General features: G+C 70.3%; 5 protein-coding genes. 1 reads left to right on the top strand and 4 read right to left on the bottom strand.

The window, feature by feature from the left end; translation table 11 throughout:
* The first annotated feature begins 163 nt into the window (after positions 1-163).
* Complete coding sequence (locus QJS31_RS20955) at positions 164-499, top strand: RNA polymerase-binding protein RbpA (RefSeq protein WP_029927898.1); 336 nt, start codon at positions 164-166, stop codon at positions 497-499.
* A gap of 27 nt (positions 500-526) precedes the next feature.
* Here QJS31_RS20955 and ctaD read toward each other — a convergent pair whose 3' ends face one another.
* From ctaD to QJS31_RS20935, 4 genes are all read right to left on the bottom strand, one after another.
* Complete coding sequence (gene ctaD / locus QJS31_RS20950) at positions 527-2,263, bottom strand: cytochrome c oxidase subunit I (RefSeq protein ID WP_282780800.1); 1,737 nt, start codon at positions 2,261-2,263, stop codon at positions 527-529.
* A 119-nt stretch (positions 2,264-2,382) separates the two neighbouring features.
* Complete coding sequence (locus QJS31_RS20945; RefSeq protein WP_081872167.1) at positions 2,383-3,270, bottom strand: ABC transporter permease; 888 nt, start codon at positions 3,268-3,270, stop codon at positions 2,383-2,385.
* Positions 3,271-3,336: 66 nt separating this feature from the next.
* Entirely contained in the window at positions 3,337-4,323 is a 987-nt protein-coding gene (locus tag QJS31_RS20940) for an ATP-binding cassette domain-containing protein (RefSeq protein ID WP_282780804.1), read from the bottom strand.
* Positions 4,320-17,945, bottom strand: a complete 13,626-nt coding sequence (locus tag QJS31_RS20935; RefSeq protein ID WP_306357479.1) for a non-ribosomal peptide synthetase — start codon at positions 17,943-17,945, stop codon at positions 4,320-4,322. Before QJS31_RS20935 ends, QJS31_RS20940 begins: the two co-directional genes overlap by 4 nt.
* Positions 17,946-17,982 lie beyond the last annotated feature (37 nt).

Below are 17,982 nucleotides of genomic sequence, written 5' to 3'. Positions count from 1 at the left end.
GCCCGGATGGGCGAGGGGCACGCCGATAACCCGGCCGATGCCGCAGCGAGTAGAATAGTCGGGTTCTCCCCACGGGAACCGAATCGTCCACCGAAGCGTTGATGCTCCAGTAAGGCGTCGACACCGAGTTAACGTTGCCGACAGGCGAGAAGGGACCGCACCCATGGCAGATCGCGTACTCCGAGGCAGTCGGCTCGGAGCGGTGAGCTACGAGACCGACCGCGACCACGACCTGGCGCCGCGTCGGATGGCGCGGTACCGGACCGACAACGGGGAGGAATTCGACGTCCCGTTCGCGGACGACGCCGAGATCCCGCCGACCTGGCTGTGCCGCAACGGCCAGGAGGGCGTGCTCCTCGAGGGCACCACGCAGGAGCCCAAGAAGGTCAAGCCGCCGCGCACCCACTGGGACATGCTGCTCGAGCGCCGCAGCAAGGAGGAGCTCGAGGAGCTGCTCCAGGAGCGGATGGAACTGCTCAAGAACCGTCGGCGCGGCTGACGCGTTCCGATTCGAAGGCCCCCTCGCCTAGGCGTGGGGGCCTTCGTCGTGTTCGCCGTCGCCCGCACGGAAACGGCTGCCCGCATGCGATTCCACCCGCATGCGCTCGCGCATATGCGGATAGTGGAGTTCGAAAGCCGGTCGCTCGGAACGGATTCGGGGCAGTTCGTGGAAGTTGTGCCGCGGTGGCGGGCAGGTGGTGGCCCACTCGAGGGAATTGCCCGATCCCCACGGATCGTCCACGCCCACCACCTGGCCGTACCGGTAGCTCTTGAACACATTCCAGACGAAGGCCACCATCGACACGCCCAGCACGAACGATCCGATGGTCGAGATCGTGTTCAGCGCGGTGAAGCCGTCGTCGGGCAGATAGTCGGCGTACCGGCGCGGCATGCCCTCGTTACCGAGCCAGTGCTGCACCAGGAAGGTGAGGTGGAAGCCGATGAGCGTGGTCCAGAAGTGGAGGCGGCCGATGCGCTCGTCCAACAGCCGCCCGGTGAGCTTGGGGAACCAGAAGTAGATCCCGGCGAAGGTCGCGAAGACGATGGTGCCGAACAGCACGTAGTGGAAGTGCGCGACCACGAAGTAGGTGTCGGTGACATGCCAGTCCTGCGGCGGGCTGGCGAGGATCACTCCCGACAGACCGCCCAGCAGGAAGGTGACGATGAAGCCGACCGCGAACAGCATGGGGGTTTCGAAGGTCAGCTGCCCGCGCCACATGGTCGCGATCCAATTGAAGAACTTCACGCCGGTCGGCACCGCGATCAGGAAGGTCATGAGGGAGAAGAACGGCAGCAGCACCGCACCGGTGGCGTACATGTGGTGCGCCCACACCGCCACCGACAGTCCGCCGATGGCGAGGGTGGCGTACACCAGCGCGACATAGCCGAACAGCGGTTTGCGGCTGAACACCGGGATGATCTCGCTGATGATGCCGAAGAAGGGCAGCGCGACGATGTACACCTCGGGATGTCCGAAGAACCAGAACAGGTGCTGCCACAGCACCGCGCCGCCGCTCGCGGGATCGTAGATATGCCCGCCCAGATGCCGGTCGTAGGCCAACGCCAGCAGCGCGGCGGTGAGGATGGGAAAGGCGAGCAGCACCAGCACGCTGGTGACGACGATATTCCAGACGAACAGCGGCATCCGGAACATGGTCATGCCCGGACAGCGCAGGCACACCACCGTGGTCAGCATATTGACCGCGGCCAGGATGGTGCCCAGTCCCGAGACGACCAGTCCCATGATCCAGAGATCCGCGCCCACCCCGGGCGAGTTCGTCATCAGGCTCAGCGGGGTGTAGCCGGTCCAGCCGAACCCGGCCGCACCGCCGGGGGTGACGAATCCGGCGGTCGCCATGGTCGCGCCGAACAGATACAGCCAGTAGCTGAGCGCGTTCAACCGTGGAAACGCCACATCCGGGGCCCCGATCTGCAACGGCAGCACCGCATTGGCGAAACCGAACACCACCGGGGTGGCATAGAACAGCAGCATGATGGTGCCGTGCATGGTGAACAGCTGGTTGTACTGCTCGGGTGAGAGGAATCGCAGCCCCGGCCGGGCCAGCTCGCCCCGCATGAGCAGCGCCATCAGGCCGCCGATGAGGAAGAACGCGGTCGCGGTGGTCAGGTACATGATCCCGAGCAGTTTGGGATCGGTGGTGGTGAGCAGTCGCCACAGTCGTGAGCCCTTGGGCGCGAACCGCGCGGGATACGGCCGAGCGGCGACCAGCTCGCGCACCTCGCTCGACGAGTCGGTCGTCACGGGTCCCTCCTCGATCGGCGCCGGTCTGCGCCGAGGTACCCATGAATCGCGATGCCAAACGATCACCGGTGTGCGAGCGGTCGCGCATGGCCGCTCGGTACCTCAGTGGCTCGAGGGCCTCAGTGGCTGGCGACCTTGCGGTACTGGAGCAGGGCCAGCGGTACCGCGATGGCGAGGATGCCGAGCGAGCACAGCACCGCGTATTCGATGCAGTGGTCGGCGGGCCAGCCGTCGGCGGGTACGAACGTCGGGGGCGCGCCGTTGTCGAAGAGTTTGCGCCCCGCCGCCGACACGGCGGTGATGGGATTCCATTCGGCGATGGTGCGCAGCGGGCCGGGCAGGGTCTCGCCGGAGATGAACGCCGAGGAGATGAAGGTGAGCGGGAAGAGCCAGATGAGTCCGGCGCTCTGGGCCACCTCCACGCTGGGCGACAGCAGTCCGGTGAGCGCGCCGACCCAGGACATGGCGAAGGCGAACAGCAGGATCACCGCGAAAGCCAGGACGGCGTCGGCGATTCCGCCGTTGATGCGCCAGCCCACCGCGTAGCCGCAGCCGACCATGACGCTCAGGGCGAGGATGTTCACCACCAGATCGGACAGGGTGCGGCCCATGAGCACCGCCAGCCGCGACATGGGCAGCGTCCGCATCCGGTCGATGATGCCCTTCTGCAGGTCGTTCGCCAGCCCGACCGTGGTGAAGGCGGCATTGAAAGCCACTGTCTGCGTGAAGATTCCGGCCAGCAGGAACTCCCGGTACTGGCTGCCGCCCAGGGACGCGCCGAAGATGTAGGCGAACAGGAACACGAACATCAGCGGTTGGATGGTGGCGGTCACCAGCAGGGTCGGCACCCGCAGAATGGTGAGCAGATTGCGGTAGGCCACGATCGCGCTGTCCCGGAAAACCCGTGGTAGCCAGCCGACGACGGGATGTTCCGGCGCGGTGCGCCCCTCCTTCCCCTGGGCCGCGTCCTCGCTGGGCGCGGGTTCGGTTGCCACATCGACACTCATATCCAGTCCTCCTCGGCCACGACGACTTCGAATCCCCACCCGATCTCCCGATCCCCCCGCTGCCGGTTACGACAGCACTTCCTCCTGGACGCCCGTCGGGCGCGGCGCGGACTTCTTCGCGGATGTGCCCGTGAGCGACAGGAATACGTCGTCGAGGCTGGGCCGGTGCACGGACGCGTCGACCACGTGCACGCCCGCGTCGTCGAGCCGCCGCAACGCTTCGACCATGGTGCGGGTGCTGTCGCCGACCACAACCACGACCTGGTCGGTCCCCTCCTCGTAGGCCGGTTCGCCGATGCCCACCTCGGCCAGCACCTTGCGCGCCGGGGCCGGATCCTGTCCGGCGGCCAGGGTGACGGTCAGCTTGTCGCCACCGATGGAGGTCTTGAGTTCGTCGGCGGAGCCGCGGGCGATGACCCGCCCGCGATCGATGACGGTGATCCGGTCGGCGAGCAGGTCGGCTTCCTCCAGGTACTGGGTGGTGAGCAGCACGGTGGTGCCGTCGTCCACGAGGTCGCCGATCACCCGCCACATATCGAGGCGGGCGCGCGGATCGAGTCCGGTGGTGGGTTCGTCGAGTACCACCACCGGCGGGCGGGAGACCAGCGCGCCCGCCAGGTCGAGGCGGCGCGCCATCCCCCCGGAGTAGGTGCCCGCCCGCCGCCCGGCCGCGAATTCCAGGCCGAGCGCGCTCAGCAGTTCACTGGCGCGGTCGGCGGCCTGCCGGTGGCTCATGCCGTACAGCCGCGCCACCATCCGCAGATTCTCGAAGCCGGACAGGTTGGCGTCCACGGCCGCGTACTGCCCGGACAGCCCGAGCCGGGTGCGGACCCGGGCGGGTTCCTTGAGCGCGTTCACACCCGCCACCTTCACCGTGCCCGCGCTGGGGCGCAGCAGGGTGGTGACGATGCGGACCGTGGTGGTCTTGCCCGCGCCGTTGGGTCCGAGCAGTCCCATGACGGTCCCGGACGGGATCTCCAGATCGATCCCGTCCAGCACTCGCACCTTGCCGTAGTACTTGACCAGTCCGGAGATCTCCACCGCGAGACTCATCGGGTCTCCTCCCCTTCGGTTGCGTTGCCGCCCAGTTGTTCTCGCAGCACCGGTCCGATCACGCTGAGTGATTCCGGTGTGGTCATCCCGGAGTGGCGGCACCGCACCAGGTGGTCGTGCACCGTGCCGGTGACGTACGGCTGCCAGGCGTCGGCGCAGCGGTCCGGGTGGGCGCGGTTGATCTCGTCGTCGGCGGCGGTGAAGAACAGCATGTCGCCGTCGAAGACACGCGGCCGGAAGCCGTGCGCCAGGGTGACGCCATTGGTGCAACCCACGTAGAGCCGTTCCAGGTGTTCGACGGTGAGCGCCGCGAACGGGCCGGGCCGGTTGCGCAGCAGTTCGGCCGCTTCCTGCAGGTTCATCCGCGGATCGATGTCGGTATCGCCCCCGAGCAGGTCGCTACCGAACTCACCGATGATGTCGGCGATGGACGGGATGCCGCGTTCGAGCAGTTCGTCGGAGAGCTGGAAGCTGTCCATGAGCCCGAGCAGCGCCACCTCCTCGCCCGCTTCCTGCAACTGCACGGCCATCTCGTGGGCGATGAGGCCACCCAGCGACCAGCCGAGCAGATGGTACGGCCCCTCGGCCTGCACCGTCTTCATCTGTGCCACATAGTATTTCGCGGCCTCCGTCACGGAGCTGTGGCTGTCCGCGCCGTTCACGTGCGGCGCTTGCAGACCGTAGAGCGGCCGGTCGGCGGGCAGGTGCGCGAGCAGGCCCGCGAAACACCAGGACAGCCCGATGGCCGGGTGCACGCACCACAGCGGCGGTCGGGTAGCGGCGACCCCGGCCCGGATGGGCAGCACCGGTTCCAGCGCGGCCGACAGCACCGAATCCAGATCGCCGTGCGCCTCCTGCAGCTTGTGCGCGATGGCGGCCGGACTGGATTCGCCGAACATGGCCTGCACCGGCAGCGCGATGCCGTCGGCGCGCAGATGCGCCACCACCTTGGTGGCGAGCAGCGAGTTGCCGCCCAGCTCGAAGAAGCCGTCGTCCACGCCCACCCGGTCGAGGCCGAGTACATCGGCGAAGGCCGCGCACAGCGCCGCTTCGGTGGGGTTGGTCGGGGCCCGGTAGCCCTCGCGGGCGGTGAACACCGGTTCCGGCAGCGCCTTGCGGTCCAGTTTGCCCACCGGCGACAGCGGCACCCGGTCCAGCAGCATGATCGCCTGCGGGACCATGTAATTCGGTACCAGGTCGGCCAGGAAGGTGGTCAACTCCAGGACGGTCGGCGCGCTGCCGGCGCGCGGCTTCACGTACGCGACCAGCGCGGTGACGCCCGCCGGGGTGCGATGGCCGATGGTGTGCGCGAACTCCACCGCCGGATGTTTGGCCAGCGCGGCGTCGATCTCGCCGAGTTCGATGCGGAACCCGCGGATCTTGACCTGATGGTCGGTGCGGCCCATGTATTCGAGATCGCGCACCCGACCGTCGCGGGCGCACCAGCGCACCAGGTCACCGGTGCGGTACATGCGCTCACCGGGTTTGCCGAACGGATTGGCCACGAACCGCTGCGCGGTCAGCCCCGGCCGGTGCAGGTAGCCGCGCGCCAATGCCGGTCCGGCCAGCTGCAATTCGCCGGTGACGCCCGCGGGCGTCGGATGCAGCCGCCCGTCGAGCACGGTAGCGTGCACGCCTCGGATGGGTTCGCCGATGGTGATGGGCACGCCCTCGCCCATCGGCTCCGACATGACGGTGACGATGGTGGTCTCGGTCGGCCCGTACACGTTGTAGAGCTTGCTGGTGCCGTTGGCCCACCGGGTGACCAGATCCGGCGGCAGCGCCTCACCGCCCACCAGGATGTGCCGCATCTCGGTGATCCCGGTCGGATCGACGGTGCCGAGCGCGGAGGTGGTGATGAAGGCGTGGGTGATGCGCTCTTCCCGGAACACCTCCCCCAGTTCCGCGCCGCCCACCACGCCGGGTGGCGTGATGACCAGGGTGGCCGCCCCGCCGAGGGCGAAGAGGATGTCGAGCATGGCGGCGTCGAAACTCGGGGTGGCGAAGTGCAGGATGCGGCAGCCGGGCCGCACCTCGAACCGGGCGGCGGTCTCGGCGGCGAAGTTGGAGATGCCGCCGTGGGTGACCACCACGCCCTTGGGGGTGCCGGTGGAGCCGGACGTGTAGATCACGTACGCCGGATTGTCCATGCGCAGCGGCAGGATCCGGTCCAGGTCCGTGATGGGCGCGTCGGAGGTGGCCAGCACCCGCCGCCGGAACGACGGCGCGTCCAGCACGGTCCAGTTGGCTCCGTCGGGCATGCGCTGCCGGTGCGCGGCCAGCGTGATGCCGATGACCGCGCCGGAGTCGGCGAGCATATGGCTGATGCGGTGTTCCGGATAGTTCGGGTCGACGGGGACGAACGCCGCGCCCGCCTTGGCGACGGCCAGCATGACCGCCACGGATTCGGCCGAGCGCGGAATGCCCATGGCGACCAGGGTTTCCGGTCCCACGCCCTGTCCGATGAGCACCCGGGCCAGCCGGTTGGTCCAGCGGTCGAGCGCGTCGTAGGAGATCTGGGTGCCCGCGGCGCGCACGGCCACGGCCTGCCGGTCGACATTGGCGGCGGCCTCGAACACCTGCGGGAAGGTGATGGGCCGTCCGGGGGTGCTGCCCCGCACCGGCGCGAGCGCCGACCATTCGTCGGAGTCGAGCAGTTCCAGATCGCCCACCGCGGTGCCGGGATGGGTGGCGGCCGCGCTGGCCAGCCGCACGAAGCGCTCACCCAGCCGACGCGCGGTGGCCTCGTCGAACAGGTCGGCGGCGTAGTTCACGTTCACCGTGATGCCGTCGGGTTCGCGCTCCGGGCTCCACGCCTCGGTGAGGGTGAACTGGAGATCGAATTTGGCGATGCCGGGGTCGGCGTCGTCGGCCTCGATGCGCAGGCCGGGCAGTTCGAGCACCCGCAGCGGCTGGTTCTGCACCGACAGCATGACCTGGAACATGGGGTGGTGGGCCTGGGAGCGCACCGGATTGAGCACCTCGACCAGCCGCTCGAACGGGACGTCGGCGTGGGCGAAGGCTTCCAGGTCGGTGTCGCGCACCTGGTGCAGCAGCTCGGCGAAGGTGGCCCCGCCGCGAATCCGGCTGCGCAGCACCAGGGTTCCGACGAACATGCCGACCATGCGGTCGAGCGCGGGGTGGCCGCGTCCGGCGATGGGCGTGCCGACGGTGATGTCGTCCCCGCTGGTGAGCCGGTGCAGCAGGGTGACCAGCGCGGCGTGCAGCACCATGAACATGGTGACGCCGTGCTCGGCCGCCACCGCCTGCAGCTCGCGGTGGGTGAAGGCGTCGATATGGCAGTTCACGGTGCCGCCGCGGTAGCTCGGCACCGGCGGGCGCGGCCGGTCGGCGGGCACCTGGAGCAGTTCCGGAATGCCGTGCAGGGCCGTGCGCCAGTAGCCGAGCTGACGGCTGATCACCGATTCCGGATCGTCCTCACGGCCGAGGACGTCCCGCTGCCACAGCGTGTAGTCGGCGTACTGCACCGGCAGCTCCGGCCACTCCGGGGTCTGTCCGGCGACGTGCGCCCGGTAGGCGGCGGCCACGTCGGCCGCCAGGGGTCCCAGCGACCAGCCGTCCATGGCGATGTGATGCACCACCAGGACGAGCATGTGGTCGTCGGCGGCCAGGCGCAGCAGCTCCGCGCGCAGCGGGGCCTGGGTGCCGAGGTCGAATCCGGCCGCGGCGATGCGCTGGATCTCGGCGTGCACCCGTTCCGGGTCCGCGCCGCGCACGGGCAGCGGGATGGCGCAGGCGTCGGCGTCGAGCACCCGCTGGCTGGGTTCGCCGTCCAGCTCCGGGAAGACGGTGCGCAGTGTCTCGTGCCGACGCTGCACCGCGTGCACGGCGGCCCGCAGGGCCGCCACGTCCAGCTCGCCGTGCAGGCGCAGGGCGACGGGGATGTTGTACGCGCCCAGCGTCTCCGCGTCCCCGGAGGCATTGAAGCGTTCCAGGAACCACAGCCGTCGCTGCGCCGCGGACAGCGGAATCCGTTCCGGCCGTGTCTGTTTGCGCGGTTCGGGCCGCAGTTCGGCGGTGCCGGCGCCGGCGTCGAGCTGAGCGGCGAGTCCGGCCACGGTCGGCGCCGCGAACACGGTGCGCACCTCGAGCCGGGTCCCGGTGGCGGCCGCCAGTCGCGCCACCAGCTGGGTCGCCAGCAGCGAGTTGCCGCCGATCTCGAAGAACGAGTCGTCCGCGCCGATGCCCTCACCGCCCACCAGCTCCGCCATCACGGCGGCCACGAGCCGCTCGGTGTCGGTCTCCGGGTCCCGGGAAACCGCCGCCACCACCGCCTGCGGTGCGGGCAGGGCGTCGCGGTCGAGTTTGCCGACCGGGGTGAGCGGAATGCGGTCGAGCGGGGTGAGGCTGCTGGGCACCATATGGGCGGGCAGCTGGTCGGCGGCGCGTGCGCGCAGGGCCTCCGGGTCGAATGCGCCGCCGTCGGCGGGCAGTACGAAGGACACGATCCGCGGGGTGCCCGCGATCTCGCGAACCTCGGTGTGCGCGAAGCGGATTCCCGGATGCCCGGTGAGCACGGCGTCGATCTCGCCGAGTTCGATGCGGAAGCCGCGCACCTTCACCTGGTGGTCGCTGCGGCCCAGGTAGGTGAGTTCTCCGGTGCCGGTCCAGCGCACCACATCGCCGGTGCGGTACATCCGCCCGCCTTCGGGGCCGTACGGGTCGGCCACGAATCGGGCCGCGGTGAGCCCGAAGCGGTCGAAGTAGCCGCGCGCCACGCCCATGCCGCCGAGGTACAGCTCGCCCGGCACCCCGACGGGCACCGGCCGCAGCCGTTCGTCGAGGACCAGCGCCCGCGCCCCGCGCACCAGGGTGCCGATGGTGACCGGATCGCCCGGCACCATGGGTCCGGCGATGCTGATGACGACGGTGGTCTCGGTGGGACCGTAGCCGTTGAACATCATCCGCCCGGGTGCCCAGCGCGCCACCAGTTCCGGCCCGCACGCCTCACCGCCGACCATGACGGCCCGCAGGTGCGGCAGCTCCCACCGGTCACGGTCGATGGTGGCCAGCGCGGCCGGGGTCATGAAGGTGTGGCTGACGCGTTCGCGGTCCATGAGCGCGGCCAGTTCGTCGCCGCCGTACACATCGGGCGGGCAGATCACCATGGTCGCACCGGAGCCGACGGCCAGCAGCAGGTCGAAAACGGCCGCGTCGAAGCTGGGTGAGGAGAAGTGCATGGTGCGCGAATCGCGTTCGACGCGCATGCGTTCGCGGATCTCATCGGCGAAGTTGGACAGTCCGCCGTGGGTGACGGCCACGCCCTTGGGTCGCCCGGTGGATCCGGAGGTGTAGATGACGTAGGCCAGATCCCCGGTCCACAGCGTGGTGATCCGGTCCATATCGGTGATGGGACCGCCGTCCACGGCCTCGAATTCCTCGATCAGGCCGGGATCGTCGAGCAGCAGCCAGTCGATGGCGTGGCCCTCGGCGGCGGCCTCCAGCCGGGCGGCGTGATCGGACATGCTCACGCCCACTCGGCATCCGGAGTCGGTGAGCATGTGCCGGATCCGGTCGGCGGGATAGTTGGGATCCACGGGCACGAACGCCGCCCCGGCCTTGGCCACCGCGAGCACGGTGAGCACCGATTCCAGGGAGCGGGTCAGGCCCAGCGCCACCCGGTCGCCGGGTCCGATACCGCGCCGGATGAAGGCGCGGCCCAGCCGGTTCGAGTAGGCGTCGGCCTCGGCGTAGGTGAGTTCGGTGCCGTCGGCGCTGAGGAACACCCGGTCCGGGTTGAGGTGCGCGGTGGCGGCGAAGTAGGCCGCCAGGCTGCACTGCGGTTCCGGCGCGGGTCCCCACGCCGGGGCGAGCAGTTCGCATTCGGCGTCGGTGCGGGCGTCGATATCGCGGATGCGCACCCGCGGGTCGAGGCTGATCGCGTCCAGGACGCGCACCAGCCGCTCGGCCAGGGTCTCGACCGTGTGCCGATCGAAAAGTTCGGTGGCATAGACGAATTCGTAGGCCCGCTGCTCGGCGTCGGGACCGGGCAGCACCCGCAGCTCCAGATCGAATTTGGCGCGGGCGATATCGAGTTCGGAGGCCTCGAGCGCCAGCCCCGGCAGTTGCAGCACCGGACGCGGCGTGTCCTGCACCGTGAGCGCCACCTGCAGCAGCGGCCGCAGGCCGCCGGCGGTCGCGCCGAGCGCCTCCACCACCCGTTCGAAGGGCACCTCGGCATGGGCCATGGCCGCGAGTTCGGTATCGCGGTCGGCCTGCAGCAGTTCACCGAAGTGCCGGTCCGGGTGCACATCCGAGCGCAGCACCAGGGTGTTGACGAACATGCCGACGAGGTCGTCGAGTCGGGTGTCGGTACGTCCGGCCACCGGGGTACCGATGACGATGTCGCGCCCGCCGGTGACGATGCGCAGCAGCACCGCCAGCGCCGAGCGCAGCATCATGAAGGTGGACACCCCGTGCGCACGGGCGATATCGGCGAGCCGCTGCTGCATGTCGCCGGCCACCTCGAAGCGCACGGCCGCCGCGTGCTGGGTCGGCTCGCTCGGGCGCGGCCGGTCGTAGGGCAGCGGCAGTTCCTCCGGCAGATCGACCAGTGCGTGCCGCCAGTAGGCGAGCTGGGTGGCGGCGGCGCTGTCCGGATCGGATTCCGCGCCCAGGCAGTCGCGCTGCCACAGACTGAAATCCGCGTACTGCACCGGCAGCGGCGACCAGACCGGGGCCGCGCCGCCGCGCCGCGCGGTGTAGGCATTGGCCAGATCCCGGGTGAGCGGTCCCAGCGACCAGCCGTCGGCGGCGATGTGGTGCAGCACGATGCCGAGCACGTGCTGGTGGAATCCGGTGCGCAGCAGGCTGACCCGCAGCGGGATCTCCCGGGCGAGGTCGAAGCCGCGCTGGGCGAACCGGCCCAGTTCGGCGTCGACCTCGGCCGCGTCGAGCTCGACGGCCGCCAGGTCGGGCAGGCAGCCCGCGGCGTCCAGGACCACCTGGTGCGCGCCGTCGCCATCCTCCGGGAAGACGGTGCGCAGCACCTCGTGCCGCCGCATCAGGTCGGCCAGGGCCGCCCGCAGCGCCGCCACATCCAGGTCGCCGCTGATTCGCAGCGCGAAAGCGATGTTGTAGGCGCTGGATTCGGGGGAATATCTATTGAGGAACCACAGTCGCTGCTGGGGCAGCGACAGCGGGATGCGTTCCGGACGCGGGGCATGCACAGCCAGCGCCGCCCGTCGCGTCCGGGGCGCTTCCGCCAACCGCGCGGCCACCCCCGCCACGGTGGGCACCTCGAAGATGGCGCGCACCGGCAACTCCACCCCGAACTCGGCGTGCAGGGCGGCGGTGAGGCGGGTGGCGAGCAGCGAATTGCCGCCCATATCGAAGAAGTTGTCGTCGGCGCCCGCCACCGGCATGCCGAGGACGGCGCCGAAGGTCTGCGCCACCCGCTTCTCCGTGTCGGTCTCCGGCGCGCGCGAGGGTGTCGCGGCGGCGAAATCCGGTGCGGGCAGGGCCTTGCGGTCGAGTTTGCCGGACGGCGAGACCGGCATGGCGTCGAGCATCACCAGTGCCGCGGGCACCATGTACCCGGGCAGGCGACCGCGCGCGGTCTCCAGCACCGCGGCGGTGTCGACATCGCCCTCCGCGGTGAGGTAGCCGACCAGGCGCGGCGTGCCGCGCTCGTCGGAGTGCACCACGGTGAGCGCGAAGGTGACGCCCGGATGCGCGCGCAGCACATGGTCGATCTCGCGCAGTTCGATGCGGAAGCCGCGGATCTTGATCTGATCGTCGGCACGGCCCAGGAAGCGCAGTTGCCCGGTGCCGTCGGTGACCACGAGATCGCCGGTGCGGTACATGCGTTCGCCGCGGCGGCCGTGCGGATTGGCCGGGAAGCGCTGCGCGGTCAGACCGTGGCGACCCAGGTAGCCGCGCGCCAGGCCGGGCCCGGACAGATACAGCTCCCCCGCCACGCCGGGCGGTACCGGATGCAGTCGCCCGTCGAGCACGAACAGCCGCATACCGCGCACGGGCAGGCCGATGGGCACCGGACGGCCAGCCACCATGGGTCCGGTGGCGGTGGCGGCGACGGTGGCCTCGGACGGGCCGTACATATTGTGCATGCGGCGGCCCGCGCCGCCGCGTGCCAGCGGATCGGTCCAGGTCCGGACCAGTTCCTCCGGGCAGGCTTCACCGCCGACGATGACGGCTTCGAGGTCGTCCAGATCCTCCGGCGGCACGGTGCCGAGCGCGGCGGGCGTGATGAACGCGTGCGTCACCCGCTCCTCGCGCAGCAGGCGCGCCAGTTCCGCGCCGCCGTACATCCCCGCGGGCGCGACCACGATGGTGGCGCCGGCCGCGAAGCCGAGCAGCAGTTCCAGCACCGAGGCGTCGAAGCTGGGTGAGGAGAAGTGCAGGGTGCGGGCGCTGTCGGTGACCCGGAACAGATGCATCTGCTCATGTGCCAGCGAGGCCAGACCGGCATGCGTCACCACCACGGCCTTCGGCTTGCCCGTCGATCCGGAGGTGTAGATGAGGTAGGCCGGATGCGCGATGCGCAGCGGGTGGTGCCGGTCGGCGTCGGTGAGCGGGGTATCGGGGAATCGGGCGCATTCGGCGGCCAGTTCCGCGGAGCCGATGAGCAGCCAGTCCACGTAGGACTTGCGGTGGCGGCCGCGGCTGCCCGGCCAGTCCGGCATGGCATCGCGGTATTCGGGATCGGTGAGCCCGAGCATGGCCCCGGAGTCGGACAGCATGTGCGCGATGCGGTCGGCCGGATAGTCCGGGTCGATCGGCACGTAGGCGGCGCCGGTCTTGGCGACCGACCAGACCGCGAGCACGCAGTCCAGGGTGCGCGGCAGCGCGATGGCCACCACCACCTCCGGGCCCGCACCGTGTTCGATGAGCACCCGGGCCAACCGGTTCGATCGCTCGTCGAGTTCGCGGTAGGTGGTGTCGACGCCCAGGTAGCGCACCGCCACCGCGTCGGGCACGCGTTCGGCGGTGTCGGTGAGCAGCCGGGCCAGGGTCACCGCCGGTTCGGCCGGAGATCCCATGATGGGCACCAGTTTCGCGGTTTCGCGGACGTCCAGCAGCGGCAGATCGCCGACGGCGACGCTCGGATCGGCGACACCCGCGGTGAGCACCGCGGTGAAGCGCCGGGCGATGGCCTCCACCGTGGCATGGTCGAACACATCGGTGGCATAACCGAATTCGGCGGTGAGCGGACCGTCCGGCGCACCGTCGCCGCCCGGGCCGGGCTCGTGCACGGTGAGCTGCAGGTCGAACTTCGCCACGTCCACGGCCATGGGCAGCACCCGCGACGACAGTCCGGCCAGGTCGATGCGCAGGTCCGGGGTGTTGTCGTAGGACAGCATGACCTGGAACAGCGGATGCCGGGCGGCGGAGCGCTCCGGATTCACCACCTCCACCAGGCGTTCGAACGGCACGTCGGCATTGGCGAAGGCATCGAGGTCGGTATCGCGGACCTCGGTGAGCATGCGGTCGAATCCGGCCGCCGGATCCACCCGGGTGCGCAGCACCAGGGTGTTGACGAACATGCCGACGACATCCTCGAGCGCCGGATCGGTGCGGCCCGCGATGGGGGTGCCGATGGCGATATCACCGGTATTGCACAGCCGCGCCAGCACCGCGGCCAGCGCCGCGTGCAGCACCATGAACACGCTGACGCCGCGTTCGGCGGCCAATTCGGCCATGGCACGCCGGGTTTCGGCGGCGATGGTGAATTCGACGCGGCCGCCCGCGGTGGACCGCTGCCGCGGGCGCGGCCGGTCCAGGGGCAGGTCCAGCTGATCGGGCAGCTCGGCCAGGGCCGACCGCCAGTAGGCCAGCTGCCGGGCCAGTGCCGAGGCCGGATCGGACTCGTCGCCGAGCAGTTCCCGCTGCCACAGCGCGAAATCCGCGTACTGCACCGGCAGTGGCGTCCAGCCCGGGGCGTGCCCGGCGGTACGGGCGGCGACGGCGGTCATGATGTCGCGGGCCAGGGGTGCGATGGACCAGCCGTCGCCGCTGATGTGGTGCAGCACCACCAGGAAGACGTGCGTGTCCGGGCCGGTGGCGTAGAGCGCCACCCGGATCGGGGCCTGGCTGCGCAGATCGAAGCCGTACCCGGCGTATTCGGTGGCCAGGGCGACCACATCGGCGTCGGTGGCGTCGATGGGGTCCAGAGTGAGCGGTATCTCCGAGGCCGGGTGCACCAGCTGGCAGGGACCCTCCGGCGAGTCCGGGAAGGTGGTGCGCAGCGCCTCGTGCCGTTCCAGCACGTCGAGCAGACCGGCGCGCAGTGCCGAGATGTCCAGCGCCCCGGTCAGTTCCACGGCCAGGGGCATATTGTAGGCGGCCGCGTGCTCGTCGAAGCGGTTGAGGATCCACAGTCGCTGCTGGGCCTGCGACAGCGGGATGTGCCGCGGTCGCGGCCCGGCCACCAGTCGCGGCGAGGAATCGTCGGGGCCGTGGTCGTCGAAGTGCGCGGCCAGTGCCGCGACCGTGGGGTGTTCGAAGAGGTCGCGGATGGTGAGCGTGCCGCCGAGCGCGGCGTTGATCCGGCCGACGGCGCGGGCCGCCGACAGCGAATTGCCGCCGAGGTCGAAGAAGCTCTCCCCCACACCGATCTCGTCGACGCCGAGCACCTCGGCGAAGATGCCGGTGAGCCGCTGCTCCACGTCGGTGCGGGGCGCGGCCGGGGTGGGCACCGGTCGCCGCGGCCCCGCCCCGGGATCGGGCAGGGCCTTGCGGTCCACCTTGCCGTTGGCGCTGAGCGGTAGTTCGTCCAGCGGAACCAGCACCGACGGCACCATGTAGCTGGGCAGGGTGCGCTGGAGGGCGGCGGTCAGCTCGGCGGTGTCGAGTTCGGCGACGCCGGGCGCGGCCACCACATAGCCGACCAGATCGTCACCGCCGCGGCCGCGCCGGGCCACGCAGACCGCGCGGGCGACCCGGGCATCCGCCAGCAGGGCGGCCTCGATATCGCCGAGTTCGATCCGCAGGCCGCGAATCTTGACCTGGAAGTCGCTGCGGCCCAGGTACTCCAGCACACCCACGCGGCCGACCCGCCAGCGCACCAGGTCGCCGGTGCGGTACATGCGCGCGCCGGGGGTGAAGGGGTTGGCCACGAACCGGTCGGCGGTCAGGCCCGCCCGGCCCAGATAGCCGCGGGCCAGCTGCACGCCCGCCAGATACAGCTCACCCACCACCCCGGGAGCGACCGGCTGCAACCGTGCGTCGAGCACATAGGTGCTGGTGTTCCAGATGGGCGAGCCGATGGGCACATCGGTCGCGCCGGGCGCGCAATGCCAGGCCGTGACGTCCACGGCGGCCTCGGTGGGGCCGTACAGGTTGTGCAGCTGCGGGGCATCCGGCCCGGAACCCAGGGCGGCGTGGAATTCGGCGACGGTGGCGGCGGGCAGTCCCTCACCGCTGCAGAACACCCGCCGCAGCCCGGTGCAGCCGCGCACATCGGTGTCGGTGAGGAAGACCGACAGCATGGACGGCACGAAATGCGCCGTGGTGACGCCCTTCTCGGCGATGACCCGGGCGAGGTAGGCGGGGTCGCGGTGGCCGTCCGGGGTGGCGATGACCAGCCGCGAGCCGATCTGCAAGGGCCAGAAGAACTCCCACACCGAGACGTCGAAGGTGGCGGGGGTCTTCTGCAGCACCACATCGCCGCTGTCGAGCGGATAGGCGTGCTGCATCCAGCGCAGTCGGTTCACGATGGCGGCGTGGCTCACGCCGACGCCCTTGGGCTTACCGGTGGAGCCGGAGGTGAAGATGACGTAGGCCAGGTGCTCGGCGCGCAGCGGGGCGCGCCGATCGGCGTCGGTGATCGGGCGCGGGCTGTGCCCGGACAGGTCGGCGGTGTCGATATCGAGCCGCTCGGCCACGGGCAGGTCCAGCGCGTCGCGGGTGACCGTGAGCACGCACAGCGGATGCGCCTGTTCCAGCACCTGTCCGATGCGCTCGGCCGGGTGGTCCGGATCGAGGGGCAGGTAGGCCGCGCCCGCCTTGACGACGGCGTACATGCCCACCAGCAGGTCGATGCCGCGCCGAATGGCCAGGGCCACCACGGTATCCGGGCCCGCGCCGCGGGCGACGAGTTCGCGGGCGAGGCGGTTGGCGCGCTCGTCGAAGGCCGCGTAGGTGAGCGTCTCGCCCTCGAATTCCAGGGCGACGCGGTGCGGGCAGGCGGCGGCCCGGTCGGCGAAGAGTCCGGCGAGGGTGCCCTCCTGTCGGGCCACCCGGGTCGAATTCCATTCGCGCAGTACGCGATCGCGTTCGTCGTCGGTGAGCACCGGCAGGGTGGCGACGCCGGTCTCGGGTGCGGCGGAGAGGAATCGGTCCAGGTAGTCGAGGAAACGGCCGTGGTGGGTGGTGAGTTCGGCGGGACCATAGAGCCGCGGATTGGCCTCGAAGTCGATGTGGGTGCGCCCGCCCTCCCCGTTGTAGAGGTTGATGGACAGGTCCTCGACCGGGCCGGTGGAGATGATGTTGAGCGAGCCGACCAGGCTGCCGAAGCGCAATTCGCTGTGGAACAGCATGATGTTGACCATCGGCCCGAAGAAGCCGCGCGCGTCCCGCGAGTAGCCGCAGTCGCGCCGGATGTCGTCGCTGCGGTAGCGCTGATGCCGCAGCGCGCCGGTGATCTGGAGTTCGACCGCGCGCACGGTATCGGCGACGGTGCTCTCGTCGGTGAAGCGGATGCGCAGCGGCACCACATTGGACACCACACCGGCCGAACGCCGCAGCGCCACGGTGGTGCGGGCGGAGACGGGCAGGCTGAGCACCACGTCCTGGGTGCCGGTGACACCGCGTACGTAGCCGGCCAGCGCCGCCACGAACAGGGTGGAGGAGTTGGTGCCCAGGGCCGCGGCGGTGGCGGCGACGGTGTCCTCGAGCGCCGGGGCCAGGACCGCGGTCGCGAGTCGGCGACCGGCGTCGGCGACGGTGGCGACCGCGCCCGCGGCGGACAGGGTGATGGGATCGCCCACACCGTCGAGCTGTTCGCGCCAGTACTCCCCGTCCTTGAGGAAGCGGGTGGTCTCGCGATAGCGGGATTCGTCGGCGTAGATGCCGGCCAGCGGGGTCGCGCGGGAGACCACCGGTTCGGTGTGGTTCTCCAGCGCGCTGTAGATCTCCGCGGTGCGGGTGACGGCGTTCATCGCGCCGTAGCCGTCGATGACGATGTGGTGGGCGCGCGAGTACCAGAAGTACTCCGAATCCCCGACCCGCAGCACCACATTGATGGTGAGCGGATCGTGTTCGATGTCGATGGCCGAGCTGGCGTGCTCGTTCATCCAGGTCAGCGCGGCCGCCCGGGGGTCGGGTTCGGCGCGCAGGTCGATGCGCGCCCAGCCGGGCCGCCAGCTGGGGTCGACCACCTGGTGCGGGATGCCGTCGATCTCCGCGAGTCGCACATGGCCCACCTGGGTTTCGGAGCCGAAGCGCTCGATGGCGTAGAGCAGGCGGCCGACATCGAGATCGCCGTGGATCTCCACGTATTGCGCGATGGTGAGCGGAATATCGGGCCGGATGCGCTGGGCATACCAGAGGGCCGATTGCGCGGGCGACAGCGCGAAAGGTTGTGCTGAGAATTCACCAGAAGAGCATTGGTCGACGCGATCCGTGGCCAATGAACTCATCAATCACTCCGTTCTGCCGCTGTTGACGCAACTCCCC

Source organism: Nocardia sp. CC213A (genome assembly GCF_030766805.1).
Classification (GTDB): Bacteria; Actinomycetota; Actinomycetes; order Mycobacteriales; family Mycobacteriaceae; genus Nocardia; species Nocardia otitidiscaviarum.
Note: the sequence above shows the minus strand (reverse complement) of the source record. Positions and strands in the feature narration are given on the sequence as shown.